The 19830-nt window shown below is 73.6% G+C and carries 13 protein-coding genes; 8 read left to right on the top strand and 5 right to left on the bottom strand.

Features of this window, described 5'->3' with window-relative positions; all coding sequences use genetic code 11:
* The first annotated feature begins 52 nt into the window (after positions 1-52).
* Positions 53-958 (top strand): LysR family transcriptional regulator, encoded by a 906-nt coding sequence (locus tag ACFWAR_RS16890; RefSeq protein ID WP_385777765.1) that lies wholly within the window; start codon positions 53-55, stop codon positions 956-958.
* A 236-nt stretch (positions 959-1194) separates the two neighbouring features.
* Here ACFWAR_RS16890 and ACFWAR_RS16885 read toward each other — a convergent pair whose 3' ends face one another.
* Positions 1195-1536 carry a WhiB family transcriptional regulator gene (locus tag ACFWAR_RS16885; protein ID WP_385777762.1) on the bottom strand — a complete coding sequence of 114 codons (342 nt, stop codon included), beginning with the start codon at positions 1534-1536 and terminating at the stop codon, positions 1195-1197.
* Between the two features lie 379 nt (positions 1537-1915).
* Here ACFWAR_RS16885 and ACFWAR_RS16880 point away from each other — a divergent pair, with 379 nt between their 5' ends.
* From ACFWAR_RS16880 to ACFWAR_RS16865, 4 genes are all read left to right on the top strand, one after another.
* A complete protein-coding gene (locus tag ACFWAR_RS16880; RefSeq protein ID WP_003948568.1) occupies positions 1916-2527 on the top strand; it encodes a response regulator transcription factor in 612 nt (203 codons plus the stop codon).
* A gap of 383 nt (positions 2528-2910) precedes the next feature.
* Positions 2911-3540 carry a sigma-70 family RNA polymerase sigma factor gene (locus ACFWAR_RS16875; RefSeq protein WP_385777759.1) on the top strand — a complete coding sequence of 210 codons (630 nt, stop codon included), beginning with the start codon at positions 2911-2913 and terminating at the stop codon, positions 3538-3540.
* A gap of 177 nt (positions 3541-3717) precedes the next feature.
* On the top strand, positions 3718-5223 hold the full coding sequence (gene guaB / locus ACFWAR_RS16870) for an IMP dehydrogenase (RefSeq protein ID WP_385777756.1): 1506 nt from the start codon (positions 3718-3720) through the stop codon (positions 5221-5223).
* 163 nt (positions 5224-5386) lie between these two features.
* Positions 5387-6511, top strand: a complete 1125-nt coding sequence (locus ACFWAR_RS16865) for a GuaB3 family IMP dehydrogenase-related protein (RefSeq protein WP_385777754.1) — start codon at positions 5387-5389, stop codon at positions 6509-6511.
* A 34-nt stretch (positions 6512-6545) separates the two neighbouring features.
* Here the strand turns inward: ACFWAR_RS16865 and ACFWAR_RS16860 are convergent, their stop codons facing one another.
* From ACFWAR_RS16860 to ACFWAR_RS16845, 4 genes are all read right to left on the bottom strand, one after another.
* The gene (locus ACFWAR_RS16860) at positions 6546-8297 is read right to left on the bottom strand and encodes a M16 family metallopeptidase (RefSeq protein WP_385777751.1); all 1752 of its coding nucleotides are present in this window, start codon (positions 8295-8297) and stop codon (positions 6546-6548) included.
* 9 nt (positions 8298-8306) lie between these two features.
* Positions 8307-9263, bottom strand: coding sequence for a hypothetical protein (locus ACFWAR_RS16855; RefSeq protein ID WP_385777749.1), 957 nt, complete (start codon positions 9261-9263; stop codon positions 8307-8309).
* Positions 9264-9376: 113 nt separating this feature from the next.
* Complete coding sequence (locus ACFWAR_RS16850; RefSeq protein ID WP_385777746.1) at positions 9377-9856, bottom strand: hypothetical protein; 480 nt, start codon at positions 9854-9856, stop codon at positions 9377-9379.
* A 130-nt stretch (positions 9857-9986) separates the two neighbouring features.
* Positions 9987-11216, bottom strand: coding sequence for a nucleotide sugar dehydrogenase (locus ACFWAR_RS16845; protein WP_385777743.1), 1230 nt, complete (start codon positions 11214-11216; stop codon positions 9987-9989).
* A gap of 232 nt (positions 11217-11448) precedes the next feature.
* On the opposite strand from ACFWAR_RS16845, the gene ACFWAR_RS16840 reads away from it, so the two are divergent.
* From ACFWAR_RS16840 to ACFWAR_RS16830, 3 genes are all read left to right on the top strand, one after another.
* A complete protein-coding gene (locus ACFWAR_RS16840) occupies positions 11449-13155 on the top strand; it encodes a glycerol-3-phosphate dehydrogenase/oxidase (protein ID WP_385777740.1) in 1707 nt (568 codons plus the stop codon).
* 272 nt (positions 13156-13427) lie between these two features.
* Positions 13428-16481: a protein kinase gene (locus tag ACFWAR_RS16835; RefSeq protein ID WP_385777737.1), complete on the top strand. Its 3054-nt coding sequence runs from the start codon at positions 13428-13430 to the stop codon at positions 16479-16481.
* A 169-nt stretch (positions 16482-16650) separates the two neighbouring features.
* A complete protein-coding gene (locus tag ACFWAR_RS16830; RefSeq protein ID WP_385777734.1) occupies positions 16651-19797 on the top strand; it encodes a protein kinase in 3147 nt (1048 codons plus the stop codon).
* The last annotated feature ends 33 nt before the right edge of the window (positions 19798-19830 follow it).

Here is a 19830-nt window from a genome sequence, read left to right as displayed (position 1 = left end):
AGCCGTCCATGATTATTGGCGGCTTCTCCAAAGAAAGGCTTATGCTCGACAGGTGATCGAGGCACGTCATCTCCGAGTCCTGCGCGCCGTGGCCGGTACGGGTTCCTTCTCCGCCGCCGCCCGCGAACTGGGCTGTACCCAGCCCGCCGTCTCCCAGCAGATGAAGGCGCTGGAGCAGTCCGCGGGCACCCCCCTGCTCGTCCGGGCCGGCCGCGAGATGCGGCTGACCCAGGCGGGGGAGGCGCTGGTGCGCCACGCGGCGGGCATCCTCGCCGGGCTGACCGCGGCCGAGGAGGAGGTCGCGGCCATCGCCGGTCTGCGCGCGGGCCGGGTCCGGCTGGTCTCCTTCCCCAGCGGCAGCTCCACGCTGGTGCCGACCGCGCTGGCCGCGATGCGCGCCGAGCACCCCGGTACCCGGATCTCGCTGGTCGAGGCGGAGCCGCCGCGCTCGGTGGAGATGCTGCGCGAGGGCGACTGCGACGTGGCGCTGGCCTTCCGCTACGCGGGCGCCGGGCCGGACGGGACGGCGGCCGAGTGGGACGACCTGGTGGTCCGCCCGCTGCTCACGGACCGGCTGGTCGGCCTGGTGCCCGAGCGGCACCGGCTGGCGGGCGCGGCCCGGGTGGGGATGGCGGAACTGGCCGAGGAGCCCTGGATCGCGGGCTGCCCGCGCTGCCGCCGCCATCTGGTCGACGTCTGCGAGGCCGCGGGATTCACCCCGCGGATCGACTTCGCGACCGACGACTACCCGGCCGTGGTCGGCCTGGTGGGCGCGGGGCTGGGCGTGGCGGTCCTGCCCGAGCTGGCGGTGGAGTCCGTACGGGCCAAGGGCGTGGCCGCGCTGGTGCTGGAGCCGGCCGTGGAGCGGGAGGTCGTGGCGCTCACGCTGGCGGACCTGGCCCGGGTCCCCGCGGTGGCGGCGACCCTGGACCAGTTGGAGCGGGCCGCCACCCGCTGACGGTCGTACGGTCGTACGGCCGGACGGGTGACGGCCCGGTGATGGCGGTCGTGCCGACGGCGGTCGGCAGGCCCCCGGGGGGTCGGTGGCGGTGGCGGCGATCGGTGGTGGGGGTCGGTGGAGCCGGCGCCCTCCCCGTGGAGTCCACGAGGGTCACGGAATCCACGAAATCGAAGAAACGTTCCTTCGGGCGTTTCGTCCTGTCGGGGTGGACCGGGGTGGGCCGCAGGGGTGACTCAGTGCCTGACGGTCGGCCCGGACACGGCGGCCCCCGTCACGCTGGTGGCCGGGATGAGCCGGTGTCGGGCCCGTCCCATCAGCTCTTCGCGTTCGTCCTCGGTCAGGCCGCCCCACACCCCGTAGGGCTCGCGGACGGCGAGTGCGTGCGCTGCGCATTCCGAACGCACCGGGCATCGCATGCAGACCTCTTTAGCCGAGGTCTCGCGCGCGCTCCTGGCCGCGCCCCGCTCGCCTTCCGGGTGGAAGAAGAGGGAGCTGTCGACCCCGCGGCAGGCGGCGAGCAGCTGCCAGTCCCACAGGTCGGCGTTCGGTCCGGGGAGGCGGGAGAAATCTGCCATGGGTAGTCCTCTTGGTGCCGGTACTGAGGCGGATGTGTTCCAGGTCGCCAGATCTACTGTCTGAGTAGATGTAAATATGACTCATTGGGAATCTAGCCTCAGACACATGCCAAACGGAAGGAAAGCCGCCAAATAGGGCATAGCTCCAGATGGAGGACATGAGGCTCGTGGCGCCCGCGCCGTGTTCGGTACCTCACGTAGAGTGCCGAAGGTGTCCGTCCGACCCGTAACTCTTTCGAGTGACCGTCGTTGAGAGTGTGAAGGCGGTTGAACCAAGAAGTTCTCGGACAGGTGTCCGGGAGCATCGACCGCAACGGTGACGATACGTACCAGCCTGGAGGCTCAAGGTGACGCGCATCAGCAGCTGCGGAGGGCGGTCATGACATCCGTCCTCGTCTGCGACGACTCCCCGCTTGCCCGAGAGGCGCTCCGTCGCGCGGTTGCCACCGTGCCCGGCGTCGAGCGTGTGACGACGGCTGCCAACGGCGAGGAAGTCCTCCGCCGCTGGGGTGCCGACCGCTCCGATCTGATTCTGATGGATGTACGGATGCCGGGGCTGGGCGGTGTCGAGACCGTCCGACGGCTGCTCTCGGCCGACCCGGGCGCCCGCATCATCATGCTGACGGTCGCCGAGGACCTGGACGGGGTGGCCCTCGCGGTCGCCGCCGGTGCCCGGGGCTATCTGCACAAGGACGCCTCGCGCGCCGAACTGCGGGCCACGGTCACCCAGGCGCTCGCCGACCCGACCTGGCGGCTCGCCCCCCGGCGGCTGCGCTCGGCCGAGATGGGCGCCGCGCCCACGCTCACCGCGCGCGAGATCCAGGTCCTGGAGGGCATGAGCCACGGCCGGTCCAACGCGGAGATCGGGCGCGAGCTCTTCCTCTCCGAGGACACGGTCAAGACCCACGCCCGCAGGCTGTTCAAGAAGCTCGGCGCCTCGGACCGCGCGCACGCCGTGGCGCTCGGCTTCCGCTGGGGCCTGGTCCGCTAGCAGCGGTCCGCTGGCAGTAGTCCGCTGGTGGCAGTCCGCCAGTAGCAGTCCTCCGGCCCGGTACGTCCCCGGCCGCGCCCCGCCCGTCAGCACGGGCGGGGCGTCGCACCGATCGGGGGTCGCGCGATCGGGTCGAGTCGCATGCGGTGCGGACCCGGGATTCGCGAGGCACAATCCGGGGGACGTGTCGCTTCGGGCGCGATGCCGCATCCTTGATGGTGTGGCCGCACTTTCGGAGCTGTGGCCTCGGGGACCGGGACCATTCGGCCGAGCGGGAGGGGAGGGCACGGGCAATGACTTCAGGTGCACCCGCTCATAACGCTTCGATGCACAACACGGGCCGTGGCGGCGCGAATGCTCCGGCGCCAAGGCACCATGGATTGATGCGCGACGACGAGGCCGAGGGGTCCACCGCGGCCACGAGCCCGACCGGCACCGCCAATGGCGGCAGCGCCGGGGCCGTCGGCGCGCTCGTGCGCCGTGCCGTCGAGGGCGACGGCCAGGCCACCCACGACCTGCTCGCCTTCGTGCACCCCCTCGCCATCCGCTACTGCCGCACCCGGCTCTCGCGGCTGCCCGGTGACGCCCGCCACTTCGTCGAGGACCTGGCGCAGGAGGTCTGCGTCGCCGTCCTGATGGCGCTGCCGCGCTACCGCGACACCGGCCGGCCCTTCGAGGCGTTCGTCTTCGCCATCGCCGCCCACAAGGTCGCCGACCTGCAGCGGGCCGCCATGCGGCACCCCGGCAGCACGGCCGTGCCCTCCGACGAGATGCCGGAGCGGCCGGACGACTCGCTCGGCCCCGAGGAGCGGGCGCTGCTCAGCAGCGACGCGGCCTGGGCCAAGAAGCTGCTGGCCAATCTGCCCGAGAACCAGCGCGAACTGCTGGTGCTGCGGGTGGCCGTCGGGCTCACGGCGGAGGAAACCGGCCAGATGCTCGGGATGTCCCCGGGCGCGGTCCGCGTCGCCCAGCACCGCGCGCTCAGCCGGCTGCGCGCCCTCGCCGAGCAGTAGGGCGCCGGGCGCCGCGCGCGTCGTTCCCGTAGACCGCCGCGGCGCACCGCCCTAAGCTCGACGGAAAGTCCGTAGGAAGCTACGAATCTTTCTGTCGATCTTGGTCGTGGAATGAGACGCCCCGGGATCCCGTTAGCATGGACATCCGCGCTGAGCAAGACCATCTGGGAAGGTGTCATGACTGTCAACGCCGATGGAGTGCCCGACAAATTCGCCACGCTGGGGCTCACTTACGACGATGTGCTGCTCCTGCCGGGCGTGTCGGACATGGCGCCTGACCAGATCGACACCTCCTCCCGGATTTCCCGGAACGTGCGGGTCAACGTCCCGCTGCTGTCCGCCGCGATGGACAAGGTCACCGAGTCCCGCATGGCCATCGCCATGGCCCGCCAGGGCGGCGTCGGCGTGCTGCACCGCAACCTCTCCATCGCCGACCAGGCCAACCAGGTGGACCTGGTCAAGCGCTCCGAGTCCGGCATGGTCACCGACCCGATCACGGTGCACCCCGACGCGACCCTGCGCGAGGCCGACGAGCTGTGCGCGAAGTTCCGCATCAGCGGCGTGCCGGTCACGGACCCGGCGGGCAAGCTGCTCGGCATCGTCACCAACCGCGACATGGCCTTCGAGTCGGACCGCGCCCGCCAGGTGCGCGAGGTCATGACCCCGATGCCGCTGGTCACCGGCAAGGTCGGCATCTCCGGCGTCGACGCCATGGAGCTGCTGCGCCGCCACAAGATCGAGAAGCTTCCGCTGGTCGACGAGGCGGGCATCCTCAAGGGCCTCATCACGGTCAAGGACTTCGTCAAGGCCGAGAAGTACCCGAACGCCGCCAAGGACAAGGACGGCCGCCTGCTGGTCGGCGCGGCCGTCGGCGTCGCGGGCGACGCGTACGAGCGCGCCCAGGCCCTGATCGAGGCGGGCGCCGACTTCATCGTCGTCGACACCGCCCACGGCCACTCCCGCCTCGTCGGCGACATGGTCTCCAAGATCAAGTCGAACTCGACGGTCGACGTCATCGGCGGCAACATCGCCACCCGCGACGGCGCCCAGGCGCTCATCGACGCCGGCTGCGACGGCATCAAGGTCGGCGTCGGCCCCGGCTCGATCTGCACCACCCGCGTGGTCGCCGGCATCGGCGTCCCGCAGGTCACCGCGATCTACGAGGCCTCCCTCGCCGCCAAGGCCGCGGGCGTCCCGGTCATCGGCGACGGCGGCCTGCAGTACTCCGGCGACATCGCGAAGGCCCTGGTCGCGGGCGCCGACACGGTGATGCTCGGTTCGCTGCTCGCCGGCTGCGAGGAGTCCCCGGGCGAGCTGCTCTTCATCAACGGCAAGCAGTTCAAGTCGTACCGCGGCATGGGCTCGCTCGGCGCGATGCAGTCGCGCGGCGACCGCAAGTCCTTCTCCAAGGACCGCTACTTCCAGGAGGGCGTCGGCGGCGACGACAAGCTGATCCCCGAGGGCATCGAGGGTCAGGTGCCCTACCGCGGCCCGCTCTCCGCCGTCGTGCACCAGCTGGTCGGCGGCCTGCGCCAGTCGATGTTCTACGTCGGCGGCCGCACGGTGCCGGAGCTCCAGGACCGGGGCCGGTTCGTCCGGATCACCTCGGCGGGGCTCAAGGAGAGCCACCCGCACGACATCCAGATGACGGTGGAAGCGCCGAACTACTCCCGCAAGGGCTGAGCGGGGCGACAGCGCGCAGGGGGCGGGTCCGCACGGCGGACCCGCCCCCTTCCCGTGCGCCCGCGCAGCGACCCGTCCGCCGTCCGTACAGCGGTCACCGAAACGCGGCCCGCCGCCGGTCGGGGATACTGGACGGGCAGACCCAGAGGAAAGGCCACCACACGTGACTGAGATCGAGATCGGGCGCGGCAAGCGCGGCCGCAGGGCGTACGCGTTCGATGACATCGCCATCGTCCCCAGCCGCCGTACGCGAGACCCGAAGGAGGTCTCGATCGCCTGGCAGATCGACGCCTACCGCTTCGAGCTTCCGTTCCTGGCCGCTCCGATGGACTCGGTGGTCTCCCCGCAGACCGCCATCCGCATCGGCGAGCTGGGCGGCCTGGGTGTGCTGAACCTCGAGGGTCTGTGGACCCGGTACGAGGACCCGCAGCCGCTGCTCGACGAGATCGCCGCGCTGGACGAGGAGTCGGCCACCCGCCGCCTCCAGGAGATCTACCAGGCGCCGATCCAGGCCGAGCTGATCAAGCAGCGCATCAAGGAGGTGCGCGACTCCGGTGTGGTCACCGCCGCCGCGCTCTCCCCGCAGCGCACCGCCGAGTTCTCCAAGGCGGTCGTGGACGCGGGCGTCGACATCTTCGTGATCCGCGGCACCACGGTCTCCGCCGAGCACGTCTCGGGCGCCGCCGAACCGCTGAACCTGAAGCAGTTCATCTACGAGCTGGACGTCCCGGTGATCGTCGGCGGCTGCGCCACCTACACCGCGGCCCTGCACCTGATGCGCACCGGCGCGGCCGGCGTGCTGGTGGGCTTCGGCGGCGGCGCCGCGCACACCACCCGCAACGTGCTGGGCATCCAGGTCCCGATGGCGACCGCCGTCGCCGACGTGGCCGCGGCCCGCCGCGACTACATGGACGAGTCCGGCGGCCGCTACGTGCACGTCATCGCCGACGGCGGCGTGGGCTGGTCCGGCGACATCCCGAAGGCCGTCGCCTGCGGCGCCGACGCGGTCATGATGGGCTCCCCGCTCGCCCGCGCCACGGACGCGCCCGGCAAGGGCAACCACTGGGGCATGGAGGCCGTCCACGAGGACGTGCCGCGCGGCAAGAAGGTCGACCTGGGCACCGTCGGCACCACCGAGGAGATCCTCACCGGCCCGTCGCACTCCCCGGACGGTTCGATGAACATCTTCGGCGCCCTGCGCCGCTCGATGGCCACCACCGGCTACAGCGAGCTGAAGGAATTCCAGCGCGTCGAGGTCACCGTCGCGGACTCCCAGCACCGCCGCTGACACCGCGGACCGAACGCCGCGGGGCCGGGGCCGGTCAGTAGCGGCCCTTCGAACGGCGGCGCAGCATGACCGCCCACGGCGCCAGGAAGACCGCCGCGAAGAGCCAGAAGATCCCGGCGGCGGCCCAGTCGGAGCCGCTCAGCCGCTCCGCGTCGTGGAACACGACGTAGGTGCCCAGTACGGCGAGGACGCCGAGCGCCACGGCGGGCACGCCGAGCACCCACAGCACGACCGTCACCCAGGTGAGTCGGGGCCCGGCGGGCGCGGGCGCGGCCCCGGCGGCCGGGGCCGGGCCCTGCGGCCGCGGGATCCGCGACGGGTCGCGCGGCGGCATCGAGACGACCGCCGAGGGGTGCACCCCGGCGTCCAGCGGGGCCAGCTGGGCGGCGCCGATGCCGTAGAGGGTGGGCTCGACGGTGAGCGTGAAACCGTCCTGGCCCACCAGGTAGCGGGCGCCGTCCGGGTAGGAGTTCAGCAGCACGCACTCGGCGTAGCGGACGGTCACCTGGTTGTCGGGCGCCACCAGGCTGATGCCGTCGCCGCCGACGATCAGCGTCGCCTTCTGCTCGCCCAGGAGGGCGTAGCGCCGACCGGTGACCACCTCGGCGGACTGCTGCGGGGCCTCCGCCAGGCCCGCCCAGTCCACGCCCCGGCCGCCGGGCACCTGCATCAGGGCGCCCGCCCACACCTCGCGCGCGATCCGGTGCAGCCCCTCGACGGTGACGGCCTCGATCTCGGCCACGGCCTCGGCCGTGGTGAGGTTGCGGTGGCCCAGGAGCAGGTTCATGGCGTGCCCGGGGAGCTTGTGCGCGGCCAGCTCCGGCACCTCGAAGCGGGCGAGCGCGGTGGTGCGCACGGACTCCAGGTCGGCCTGCTCGATCCGGCCCGCCCGGAGCTTCGCGAGCACGTCGAGGAAGGCCCCGACCATCGCGTCCCGCTTCTCGGGCAGCGCGTCGGCGAAGGCCACGACGGTCGCGCTGTCGCGGTCGCGCGGCTGGTAGTCGGCCTCGGCGGTGTAGGAGTAGCCGCCCTTCTGGCGCAGCTCGCGGAACAGCTCCTTGCCCAGCACCTCCGCGAACAGCGCGGCCTCGGTGGAGCGCGGGACGACGGCGGTCAGCACGGCCCCGCCCTCCTCGCCGTGGTAGTACGCGGGGGTGGCCGGGAGCGCGGAGGTGATCTCCGGCAGCTCCTGCCGGGCACCGGCCGGCAGCGTCAGGTCCAGGCCCTCGGGAACGGTGTCGCTGGTGATCCACAGGACCGCGTTCTCGGTGGTGAAGCGGGTCCGGGCCCATTCGCGGACGGCGTGCGCGGTGAGCCGCGGCAGGCCCGCCTCCGCGTAGCTGAGCAGGCCGTGGCCGCGGGCGCCGTAGCGCCACAGCGGCATGCCGTGGCCGGGGCCGCGGGAGCGCCCGGCGGCCTCGGTGCGCAGGATCTCCTTCTCGGTCTCCAGCCGCTCCGTCGGCAGGTCGCGCAGCGCGGCGCAGACACCGTTGAGGTACTCGACGACGTCGGCCGGGGTGCCGGAGACGTGGAAGTGGGTGTAGACCGCGGCGGTGGCGCCGTTGTAGTGCAGGTCGCCCAGGCCGTGCCGGTGCAGCGCGAGGTGCTCGACGAGGTGGGTGATGCCGCTGGTGGCGAGGGTCTCGTCGGCGCGGCCGACCCGGAAGAGCAGCCCGGCGGTGACCGGGCCGGAGCGCGGGGCGAGGACCGTGCGGATGCCGCCCACGGTGGTGTGGCGGATGCCGTCGACGACGTGGTCGGCGGTGGAGTCGGTGTCGCTGTTCATGGATGGCCCCTAGCCCTTTGCCAGGGCGAGCTTGCGGTGACGGACGAACGCGGCCTCGTGGCCGCCCTTGACGTAGCCCCAGGGGAACTCGTGGGCCTGGTCGCCCAGGGCGCGGAAGTGCGGGGCGGCCTCGGCGTGGCGGCCCGCCACGGAGTGCACGGCCGCGAAGGCGTTGTGCGCGCCGACGGCCAGCGGGTCGTCGGCGCGGGCGTCCGGGTGCAGGACGGACCGGGCGGCGGCGTCCCGCAGCCGCTGCTGCCGGGCGGGTTCGCGCAGGTACGCCTGGCGGGCCGCGTCGCCGTCCAGCTCCAGCCACTGCTCCATCTGCGCGACGGCGACCAGGGCGCCGTTGGGGCTGCCCGCCGGTGCGTTCACGGTGGCCTCCCAGGCGAAGCCGTGCGCGGCCTCCCAGCTGCCGCCCCACTTCGGGCAGAGCTTCTGGAGCAGCTGCGACTGCCCCGAGTAGTGGTGCGGGTGGTGCTCGCTGAGCCGGTCGTAGCGGCGGCGGGCCTCGCTCTGGCCCAGCTCCAGGCCGCGCGCGGTGAGCACCCGCAGGTACCAGGCGAGGCCGAAGGCGGGGTACTCGGCGCACACGTCGATGAGCAGGACCTCGGCGCGCCGCAGGTAGGCGTGGAAGTCGCGGAACTGGTCCTTCGAGACGTGCTCGGCCCCGTACCCGCTGCGGATCTTCCAGCCGATCTGGACGAACCGGTCGGCCAGCAGCGTGCGGGCCAGCGGGTCGCCGGGCCGCTGCGCCACGATCCGGCCGAGGAACTCCTCGGCCCCCTCGGTATCGGCGACGACCCGGCAGGCCGCCGGGCGGTCCTGCTCGCGGGGCAGGGCGTCGAAGGCGGCGGCGACGGCGGCCCAGTCCTGGCGCCGTACGGCGCTGCGGAGGGCGGCGAGGGCCGGTATGCGGTCGACGGGTTCGAATACGGGCCGACCGAGCGGCGGATGAGCGGACACGGCCGGATCATATGACCGGGGCATGTGACCACACCAGTGGTTTCATCGCCCGGTGATCCGGTCGTGTGTCCGGTCGTGCCTGCTCAGGGCCGTGCAGGTGGTCTGCGACGGGGTTACGCGGCGGTCTTGCGGGCCGTGGTGAAGCCGGCGAAGGCGCCGAGCGCGAGGAAGAGGTACTCCATGAGGTCCGCGCCCTTGCTCCAGAACTCGGCCAGGCCGTCGATGCCGGGGGTGTCGAGCACGTCGGCCACGCCCACGTGCTGGAGGCGCGCGTAGACGAGCGCGAGGTAGAACAGCTGACCGGCGTACACGGCGCCGACGGAGAGCGCCCCGGCGAGGACCGGGAGCAGCGGGTTGCGGCCGCCGAGCTTGCCGGCGGCGATGCCGACGAGGGCGCCGACGCCGACGGCGGCGTAACCGAACTCGCGGTCGATCGCGTTCATGATCCCGCCGTACGCCGCCGCCGCGACCAGGGCCGCGACCACGGCCGCGACGATGCCGAGGGCGACGTTGCCCTTGGGCGCGGGCGGGGCCGGGTAGCCGGGGGCCGGGGTGACGGAGTCGGGCGCGGGCGGCTGGAACTGCTGGCTCATGAGAGATCCCCCCCAGGGATACGGGCGCACGGGTGCCCCAGGGGATGACCATGGGGACGTAAGTGCGAAATAAGAACGCCGCAGGCTAACAGGCGCCGACGACAGCCGCAGGGGGGATTTCGCGGGCGCGTCAGAGCCGGTGCGCGGCCCCCACCGGGCTCGCGCCCCGGGTGTCCAGCAGCAACTGGGCCTTCACCGCGAGTCCTTGCAGGTCGTAGGTGCGGTGGTGCTGGAGCAGGATCGTCAGGTCGGCGTTGGCCGCGGCCTCGTACAACGATTCGGCACGCGGTACGGGCTGGTCCCGCACCCGCCATCCCGCGATGTACGGATCGTGGTAGCTGATCAGCGCGCCGAGGTCGAGGAGCCGGCTCGCGATCTCGCGGGCCGGGGAGCCCTCCTGGTCGGCCAGGTCCGGCTTGTAGGTGACCCCCAGCAGCAGCACCCGCGCCCCGCGCGCGGACTTGCCGTGCTCGTTGAGCAGGGTGGCGCTGCGCTGGATGACGTACTGCGGCATCCGGTCGTTGATCTCCTGCGCCAGGCCGACCATGCGCAGCGGGTGGCCGGGGGTGCGGGTGGTGTGCGGGAGGTAGTTGGGGTCCAGGGGGATGCCGTGGCCGCCGACGCCCGGGCCGGGCCGGAAGGCCTGGTAGCCGTACGGCTTGGTCTCGGCGCAGCGGATCACGTCCCACAGGTCCACGCCGAGGTCGTGGCAGAGGACCGCCATCTCGTTCATGAGCGCGATGTTGACGTGCCGGTAGTTGGTCTCCAGGAGCTGGACGGTCTCCGCCTCGCGCAGTCCGCGGGCGCGGACCACCTTCTCCGTCAGGCGCGCGTAGAAGGCCGCGGCGGATTCGGTGCAGGCCGGGGTCAGGCCGCCGATCACCTTGGGGGTGTTGGCGATGCCGTGCGTCCGGTTGCCGGGGTCGTGGCGGCTGGGGGAGTAGGCGAGGTGGAAGTCGCGGCCCGCGCGCAGACCCGAGCCCGCTTCGAGGACGGGGCGCAAGTATTCCTCGGTGACGCCCGGGTGGGCGGCGGATTCGAGGATGACGGTGGTGTGCGGGCGCAGTCGGGCGGCCAGGGCGCGGCCGGCCTCGCCGACGGCGGACAGGTCGAGGGCGCGGTCCGCGCCGAGCCGGGTGGGCGCGCAGATCACGGCCGTGCGGACCCGGCCGAGTTCGGCGGGATTGGTGGTGACGCGGAAGCCCGCCGCCGACATCCGGCGGATCTCGGCGGCCGTGAGGGTGGAGTCGGTGGCGGGTCCGCTGTCGTATCCGACGGTCTCGATTCCGGCGGAAACGGCGGCCTGTGCGAGCGGGAGGCCGAGGTGGCCGAGTCCGATGACGGCGAGGTCAGCGGGCATGGGGTTTGCCGTCCTTCCTCCCCTGACATGAGGGGGCTGAACGCGCAAGTCCTGTGGACAGCTGGAGCTGGCGCTATGTCAGACTAGGCGTATATATGACCGATCTGCGGCATTGTGGGGTGGTCGCCACCGCTGTGTTGTCCACAGGCGGTGGCCGATGTGGGTGTGCCACGGTCAGAATCGTGACCAAGGGGGACATGAGCGGGAACACCCGCACCAACGGGAGGCAGCCGTGAGGACAGCGACACTGGGGCCAGCGCAGCGCGCCGAGGCGCTCGCGCGGATGGCCGAGCGAGAACTCGACGTGCTCGTGGTGGGCGCGGGAGTGGTGGGGGCCGGCACCGCGCTCGACGCCGTGACCCGAGGCCTCTCCACCGGCCTGGTGGAAGCCCGAGACTGGGCCTCGGGGACCTCCAGCCGCTCCAGCAAACTGATCCACGGCGGACTCAGGTACCTGGAGATGCTCGACTTCGCGCTCGTCCGCGAGGCACTCAAGGAGCGCGGCCTGCTGCTGGAGCGGCTCGCGCCGCACCTGGTCAAGCCGGTCCCGTTCCTCTACCCGCTCCAGCACAAGGGCTGGGAGCGGCTGTACGCGGGCTCCGGCGTGGCCCTGTACGACGCGATGTCCATCTCCAGCGGACACGGCCGCGGCCTGCCGGTGCACCGCCACCTCTCGCGCCGGCGCGCCCTGCGGATCGCCCCCGCGCTGCGCAAGGACGCCCTGGTCGGGGCGCTCCAGTACTACGACGCCCAGATGGACGACGCGCGCTACGTCGCCACGCTGGTGCGCACCGCCGCGGCGTACGGGGCGCCCTGCGCCAACCGGGCGCGGGTCGTCGGCTTCCTGCGCGAGGGCGAACGGGTGGTCGGCGCGCGCGTCCAGGACGTCGAGGGCGGGGGCGAGTACGAGATCCGCGCCAAGCAGATCGTGAACGCGACCGGGGTGTGGACGGACGACACGCAGGCCCTGATCGGCGAGCGCGGCCAGTTCCACGTCCGGGCCTCCAAGGGCATCCACCTGGTGGTGCCGAAGGACCGGATCCACTCGGCGACGGGGCTGATCCTGCGGACCGAGAAGTCCGTCCTGTTCGTCATCCCGTGGGGCCGGCACTGGATCGTGGGCACCACGGACACCGACTGGGACCTCGACAAGGCCCATCCGGCGGCGTCCAGCGCGGACATCGACTACCTGTTGGAGCACGTGAACTCCGTGCTCGCGGTGCCGCTCACCCGGGACGACGTGCAGGGCGTGTACGCGGGCCTGCGGCCGCTGCTGGCGGGGGAGTCGGACGCGACGAGCAAGCTCTCGCGCGAGCACACGGTCGCGCATCCGGTGCCGGGGCTGGTCGTGGTGGCGGGCGGCAAGTACACGACGTACCGGGTCATGGCCAAGGACGCGGTCGACGAGGCGGTGCACGGGCTGGACCAGCGGGTCGCCGAGTGCGTGACGGAGGACGTCCCGCTGGTGGGGGCGGAGGGCTACCGGGCGCTGTGGAACGCGCGGGCCCGGATCGCCGCCCGGACGGGCCTCCATGTGGTGCGGGTGGAACACCTGTTGAACCGGTACGGCTCGCTGACGGAGGAACTGCTGGACCTCATCGCGGCGGATCCGGGGCTGGCGGAGCCGGTGGCGGGCGCGGACGACTACCTGCGGGCCGAGATCGTCTACGCCGCTTCGCACGAGGGGGCGCGGCACTTGGACGACGTGCTGACGCGCCGGACCCGGATCTCGATCGAGACCTTCGACCGCGGGACACGGTCGGCGCGGGAGTGCGCGGAGCTGATGGCGCCGGTGCTGGGCTGGGACGAGGAGCAGATCGCCAAGGAGGTGGAGCACTACGAGAAGCGGGTCCAGGCGGAGCGGGAGTCGCAGCGTCAACCGGACGACCAGACGGCGGACGCGGCCCGATTGGGGGCTCCGGACATCGTTCCGCTCTGAGCCGGACCCGCCCTGCTCCCGCCCGTTTCCCGGCCCGGATGCACGGTCCGACCCGCCGCTCCGGTCCCGGTTCCGCTTCCGGCTCCGCTCCGGGTCGTGCTCCGTACCGGGGGGCGGGCGGACGGCGTACGGTGGCCCGGGGGAACCGCGGACCCGGAACACCCGTCCGTTGCGGAGTGAGGAACAATGAGGTTTCGGCCGGGGCGGGTTACGTCGGGCCCAGCGGGATGACGGGCCGGCCGGAGAAGGCGGCACGATCGCAGAGGGGACGCATGTCGAAGCCGGAGCACAAGCGCAAGCCGGAGTCCCCTGCGGAAACCGCCGACGCGGTCGCGGAGTCGGCCGTCGCGGGAGGCCCTGACCGGGTGTCGGACCAGCCTTCCGACGCGGCCGTCACGGACGTTCGGGACACCACCGCGATACCGGAGGCGGCTGGCGCCGAGGCCGAGGGTGCCGCGCCGGACGCCGCTGCGGAGCCGAAGGCCGCGGAGCCCGCGGCCGTCGAGCCGGAGGATGCCCGGTCCAAGTCGTCCGGGCCCGCGGCCGTCGAGCCGAAGGGCGCGGGGCCCGAGGCCGTCGCGCGGCGGGGCGGCGCTGTGAAGGTCGGGCTGTTGAAGGACGCCGTGTCCGCGGACGCCGCGGCGCAGGGCGATGCTCCCGAGGCGGCGTCGCCGAAGGGTGCCGCGGCGAAGGTTGGTGCTCCGGCGGTGGCGTTGTCGAAGGGTGCGGGCTCCGAGGCGGCCGCGGCGAAGGACGCCGCTCCTGAGGTCGCGCTGTCCAAGGGCGCTGCTCCGAAGGATGCCGGGTCCGAAGCCGTAGCGCCGCAGGACGCCGAGCCGCAGGATGCCGCCCCCAAGGTCGCTGCGTCCAAGGTCGCCACGTCCAAGGTCGCCGAGCCGCAGGATGCCGAGCCCAAGGGCTCTGCGCTCAAGGCCGCCGTGTCCAAGGACGTCGAGCCGCAGGACTCCGAGCCCAAGGGCTCTGCGCTCAAGGCCGCCGTGTCCAAGGACGTCGAGCCGCAGGACTCCGAGCCCAAGGCCGCCACGCCCAAGACCGCCACGCCCAAGGACGTCGAGCCGCAGGATGCCGCGCCCAAGACCGCCACGTCCAAGGTCGCCGAGCCGCAAGACTCCGCGCCCAAGGACGCCGAGCCCAAGGGCTCCGCGCTCAAGGACGCCGCGCCCAAGGACGCCGCGCCGCAGGATGCCGCGCCGCAGGGTTCCGCGCCCAAGGGCTCCGGGCCCGAGGACGAGGTGTTGGAGGTGCCCGGGATCGTGCGGACGCGGTCCGCTTCGGTGTCTTCGGGGGACGCGGACTCCGCGTCGTCGCGCGCCGGGCGCAAGCCGGTCGCGGGCGGCGCCCCGGTGCCGCCGACCGGCACCACCGACGAGGGGCGCCTGCTCGCCCGCCGCTACCGCCTCGGCGGAGTGCTCGGCAAGGGCGGCATGGGCACCGTGTGGCGGGCCAAGGACATCACCCTCGGCCGCACCGTCGCCGTCAAGGAACTCCGCTTCGGCCACGGCGTGGACGAGGACGAGAAGCGCCGCCTGGTCACCCGTACCCTGCGCGAGGCCAAGGCCATCGCCCGGATCCGCAGCGCCGGCGCCGTGACGGTGTACGACGTCGTCGACGAGGACGACCGCCCCTGGATCGTGATGGAGCTGATCGAGGGCCCCTCCCTCGCCGAGTTCATCCGCGAGCGCGGCCCGCTCACCCCCCGCCGCGCCGCCGAGGTCGGCCTCGCCGTGCTCGACGTGCTCAAGGCCGCGCACGGCGAAGGCATCCTGCACCGGGACGTGAAGCCGTCCAACGTGCTCATCGCCGAGAGCGGCCGCGTCGTCCTCACCGACTTCGGCATCGCCCAGGTCGAGGGCGACCCCTCCGTCACCTCCACCGGCATGCTCGTCGGCGCCCCCTCCTACATCTCGCCCGAGCGCGCCCGCGGCTACAAGCCGGGCCCGCCCGCCGACATGTGGTCGCTCGGCGGGCTGATCTACGCCTCCGTCGAGGGCACGCCCCCGTACGACAAGGGGTCCGCGCTCGCCACGCTCACCGCCGTGATGACCGAGCCCGTCGACCCGCCGAAGAACGCGGGCCCGCTGACCGAGGTCATCTACGGCCTGCTCGCCAAGGACCCGGCGCACCGGCTCGACGACGCCGGTGCCCGCGCCCTGTTGAACGCCGTCCTCGACGCCCCGGAGGAGCCGCCCGCGCCGCTCGTCCCGGCCGTGGAGGAGACCCGCCAGATATCGCTCGCGGAAGCCCAGCAGGCGGCCGCGGACAAGGTCGCGGAGAAGGCCGCCGAACGCGCCGCCGAGAAGGCGGAGAAGGCGGAGCAGAAGGAACGCGACCGCGAGCAGCGCGAACGTGCCCGCGCCGCGCTGAAGTCGGCGCGCAAGGCCGCCGCGGCGGCCGCGGCCGAACAGAAGGCGGCAGCGGCGGCGAGCACGGCCTCCGCGGCCGACGCCCCGGCCACCCCGGCCCGCATGCCGCGCCCGGTCTTCGTCCCGGCCCCGCTCACCGACGTCATGTCGCGCCGCACGATCGCCCTGGCGATCACCGGCCTGATCGTCGTCCTGGCGGTCATCGGCTCGCTCATCGTCTACGCCTTCAGCGGTGACGACGACCCCGGCACCAAGGACACGGGCAAGGGCGTCGGCGGCAGCGGTACCTCGGCCAGCCCGAACACCGGTGCGAACGGCGACGGCAAGGGGACCGGCAACGCCAGCACCACCGGCGCCACCTCGCCCAGCCCCGACGGCAGCACCGGACAGCAGACCCAGGGCCAGTCCTCGCAGGGCCAGGGCCAGGCGCAGACCCCCGGCCAGAACACGGGCCAGCTCCCGGGCCAGGGCACGGGGAACGGCGTACCGGCGGGCTACGCCCCGGTGACGAGCGAGAAGTTCCACTTCTCCATGACGATGCCGCAGGGCTTCCACCAGACCGGCGTCGCGGGCAAGGACTCCGGCGGCATCTTCAGCCGTGACGGCGGCTTCCCCCGGATCCAGGTCGACTACACCGACAGCCCCGGCGGCGACGCGCGGCTCGCCTGGGCCAAGGCGGCTCCGGGCGTGGCGAGTGACAGCAAGGACTACAAGCTGCTCGGGCTGCGCGTCGTGGAGTACCGCGGCTACCCGACCGTCGCCGACTGGGAGTTCGAGCGCACCCAGAACGGGATGAAGGTCCGCGTCCTGAACCGCGGCTTCAAGATGGACGCCACGCACGGCTACGCGATCATGCTCAGCTGCGCGTCGGACCAGTGGGACGGAGCCGAGTGCACGCAGATGCGGAACACGGCCTTCGACACCTTCCAGCCGGTCGGCTGACCCCCTGAGGGAGTTCCCCGCGCCGCACTGAATGTCGCGGCGGCGTCACGGGCCTGGGAAGGCCCGGGACGCGGGCGCCCCGGGCGACGTATCGTGTCAGCGGGGCCACGGGAGCGCACACCGCGCAGACCCGGGGCGCCCGCTCACCAACGCGCTCGGGGGAGGCGACATGGAGGAGTACGCGGGCCGGATCCTGGCCGAGCGGTACCGCCTTCCGCTGCCCCCGCCGGATGCGCCGGACGAGTACGAACTGGTCGAAACCCGGGCCTTCGACACGCGCAGCGGGCAGGAAGTGCTGGTGCGGCAGGTGCCGTTACCGGAGATCGTCGACGCGGAGATGCTCGACGGCCACCGCGCTCCCGCGGCCGGACGGCGTCCCGTGCACGAACTTCCGGCGGTGCGGCGCGCGATCGCCGCGGCGCAGGCGGCGGCGAGGGTGCCGGACCATCCGCGGCTCGACCAGGTCTTCGACGTCTTCGCCGAGGGCAACTCGCTGTGGATCGTGAGCGAGCTGGTGCCCGCGCGGTCGCTGGCCGCGCTGATAGCGGACGAGCCGCTGAGCCCGTACCGGGCGGCGGAGGTGGCCGCGGACGTGCTGACGGCGCTGCGGGTGCTGCACGCGCACGGCTGGACCCACCGGAACATCACCGCCCGGACGGTGCTCGTCTGCGAGGACGGGCGCGTCGTGCTGACCGGGCTGGCGGCCGGGGCGGCGGAGGAAGCCCTGTGCGGCTACGACCCCGTGCCGGCGGCCGATCCGGCGGAGTCCCCGGTGGATCCGGGTGGCGCCGAGGGCGCGCGCCAGGACGCGGCGTGGGCGCGGGGCGTACCGGTGCCGCGGCAGCAGCCGCCGGGGGCGGTGCGGTCCGGGCCGACCGGGCAGCCCTACGGGGCCTCGGAGTTCGGCGGTCCCGACCTGGGCGCCCCGAGCTTCGGCGGACGGGGCCGGACCCCCTCCGACGCACCCGGGCCGGGCGACCACTACGGCTACGAGGCCCCCCTCGGCGGACCCGGAACGGGACCCGGAGGGGACGGGGACCGGGACGGCGACCAGGGCCCGGGGCTCGGGCGTTTCGCCTCCGACGACCCTGATGCAGAGCACGGCCCGGAGCACGGTCCGGAGTACGGCCCGGACTCGGAGCGCGAGGGTGTGCCCGGCTCGGACGCCGGTCGGGGCGAGGCGCCGCCGTACGCGCCGCTGGTGGCGCCCGGCTACGACACGGCGCCGCTGTCGGCCCTGCCGGGGGCCCGGAGCGGGCCGACGTACAGCGATCACATCACTCCCGACGCGACGGCCGCGCGCCCCGACCTCAAGGCCGCCGCGCGCGCCGGGTCCGTCGCGGCCTACCGGGCCGGGGCGCAGGCCGCCGCGCGGCTGACGGAGGAACGGCGGGGCGGGGCGGCCCCGGAGGAGAACCGGCCCGAGGGCTCCAACCTCCCGCAGGGGTACTCGTACCCGTACGGCGGCCCCGGTGCCACCTGGCACGGCGCCACCCCCCGCCGCACCACCACCCCGGCGGCCCTCCCCGCGGCCCCGGACCCCGAGGGGAACCCGCCCGCACCCCCCACCGCCGCCCCGGCCCCCGAACCGGCCCCCGCACCGACCCCCGACCCGTACCTCCGCGCCGGGGCCGAGGGGTTCCCGGACCGCTCCCCGGAGCCGGAGGTGCTGTGGTCGCCGTACGCCGGTGACGAGGTGTCCGTCGCGCCGGACGGCGGCCTGGGCGCGGCTGCCGCGGCGCAGCCGTCCCCGGACCGGGACCCGGCCCGGGACCGGGCCCCCGGCCCGGAGTTCGGCGCGCCGGAGCCCCCGAGCGCGCCGGAGCCCCCGAGCGCGGTGGACCCCGACCACGGCTGGACCCCGCTCCCCGCCCGGCCCCGCACGGTCGACGACGATGACGGGCCGCGCTACGGGGCCGGGGCCGGTCCGCAGTACGGGCCCCCGCAGGGCCCCGGCCAGGGCGGCCCCCAAGCACCCGGGCTGCCCGGCCGGTTGGCGTTGCCGCAGGGGTTCCAGGAGGCCGACGCGCCCTCGCCGGTGGAGCGGGCGCTGCCCGTCGCCGCCGGTGGTTGGGCCGCGGCCGTGGCCGCGGGGCCCGTCACCGCGCTCGACGCCGAGCGCGCCCGGCTCACCCGCATGGCCGTCGTCGGGGCCGTCACCGAGCGCTGGGCGCCCGAACAGGCCGGCCCCGTCCACGACAACTGGCAGCTGGCCGCGCCCATCGGGCCCGCCACCGATCTGTGGGCCCTGGGCGCCCTCCTGTACCGGGCGGTCCAGGGGCACGCCCCCTACCCCGAGGACAGCGCCGCCGAGCTCGTCGAGATGGTGTGCGCCGAGCCGCCCGCCTTCGCGGAGGAGTGCGGTCCGCTGCGTCCGATCGTCGAGTCGCTGCTGCGCCAGGACCCGACCGAGCGGCCCGACTTCGAGGAGCTGCGCGGCTGGCTGCGCTCGCTCGTGCGGTCGGCTCCCGAACCGGACGGCGTCGGCGGCTTCGCCTTCCCGCTGCCCGACCCGGACCCGGCCCGGCTGCCCGTCGTGCGGCGCAAGGGCGACGTCTCGCACGGCCGCCACCGCGGCACCCAGCACGCCACCTCCCGTACCCGCGGCGGGCGTTCCCTCGGCCGGACCCTGCTGCTGCTCGTCCTGGTGGCGCTGGCGGGCGGGGTCGCGTACGCCATGGTCTTCCTGCCCAAGGCGACGAGCGGGGACGGGGACGGCGCCCAGGCCCGAGGCGGCGGCAAGCCGACCGCCACCGCCTCCGCACCGGCGCCGGGCGGGGCCAACACCCCCACCGGCACCCCGCAGTCCAAGCCGGCCCCGCAGAGCGGCAGTCCCCAGTCCCCTACGGCCCCGCCCGCGAGCGCGCCCGCCGGCTACACCGCCGAGCAGGACCCGGAGGGCTTCCAGGTCCTCGTGCCCAGCGGTTGGGAGCGCCACGGGGTCAATGACATGAGTCAGGTCCGCTACACCAACGGCGACTTCGTCCTCATCGTGACCCCCGGCCGGGACGCCGTGGACGGCAACCCGGACCCGCTCAGCTACCAGCGCGACAAGGAGCGCGAGCTGGAGCCCTTCCGCACCTCGACCTGGGCGACCTCGACCGGGGTGAAGCAGACCAAGGTCGGTCAGCAGCTGATGGCGGAGGGCCAGTACACCTGGACCGACGGCGGCGGGCGTTCCGTCTACGTCCGCAACCGCGTCGTCGCCCTCGGCGGCCGCTACCACGTGGTGATGGTCATCGGCCCGCAGGACGCCCAGGACAAGGTGACCGAAGTCTTCGAGAAGGCCACGGGGAGTTACCGGCCGGGTTCCTGAGGCCCCGCTGACAGGTGATCAGTACGGCGATTG

The organism is Streptomyces sp. NPDC059917, assembly GCF_042730635.1.
GTDB lineage: Bacteria > Actinomycetota > Actinomycetes > Streptomycetales > Streptomycetaceae > Streptomyces.
The sequence above is the reverse complement of the archived record's forward strand: the minus strand, read 5'-3'. Positions and strand labels throughout refer to the sequence as shown.

Excerpts from the sequence above, each read along its gene's own strand:
- ACFWAR_RS16885 (WP_385777762.1), bottom strand. The coding sequence starts at position 1,536 with ATGGCAGATTTCTCCCGCCTCCCCGGACCGAACGCCGACCTGTGGGAC.
- ACFWAR_RS16880 (WP_003948568.1), top strand. The coding sequence starts at position 1,916 with ATGACATCCGTCCTCGTCTGCGACGACTCCCCGCTTGCCCGAGAGGCG.
- ACFWAR_RS16875 (WP_385777759.1), top strand. The coding sequence starts at position 2,911 with ATGCGCGACGACGAGGCCGAGGGGTCCACCGCGGCCACGAGCCCGACC.
- guaB (WP_385777756.1), top strand. The coding sequence starts at position 3,718 with ATGACTGTCAACGCCGATGGAGTGCCCGACAAATTCGCCACGCTGGGG.
- ACFWAR_RS16860 (WP_385777751.1), bottom strand. The coding sequence starts at position 8,297 with ATGAACAGCGACACCGACTCCACCGCCGACCACGTCGTCGACGGCATC.
- ACFWAR_RS16850 (WP_385777746.1), bottom strand. The coding sequence starts at position 9,856 with ATGAGCCAGCAGTTCCAGCCGCCCGCGCCCGACTCCGTCACCCCGGCC.
- ACFWAR_RS16845 (WP_385777743.1), bottom strand. The coding sequence starts at position 11,216 with ATGCCCGCTGACCTCGCCGTCATCGGACTCGGCCACCTCGGCCTCCCG.
- ACFWAR_RS16835 (WP_385777737.1), top strand. The coding sequence starts at position 13,428 with ATGTCGAAGCCGGAGCACAAGCGCAAGCCGGAGTCCCCTGCGGAAACC.
- ACFWAR_RS16830 (WP_385777734.1), top strand. The coding sequence starts at position 16,651 with ATGGAGGAGTACGCGGGCCGGATCCTGGCCGAGCGGTACCGCCTTCCG.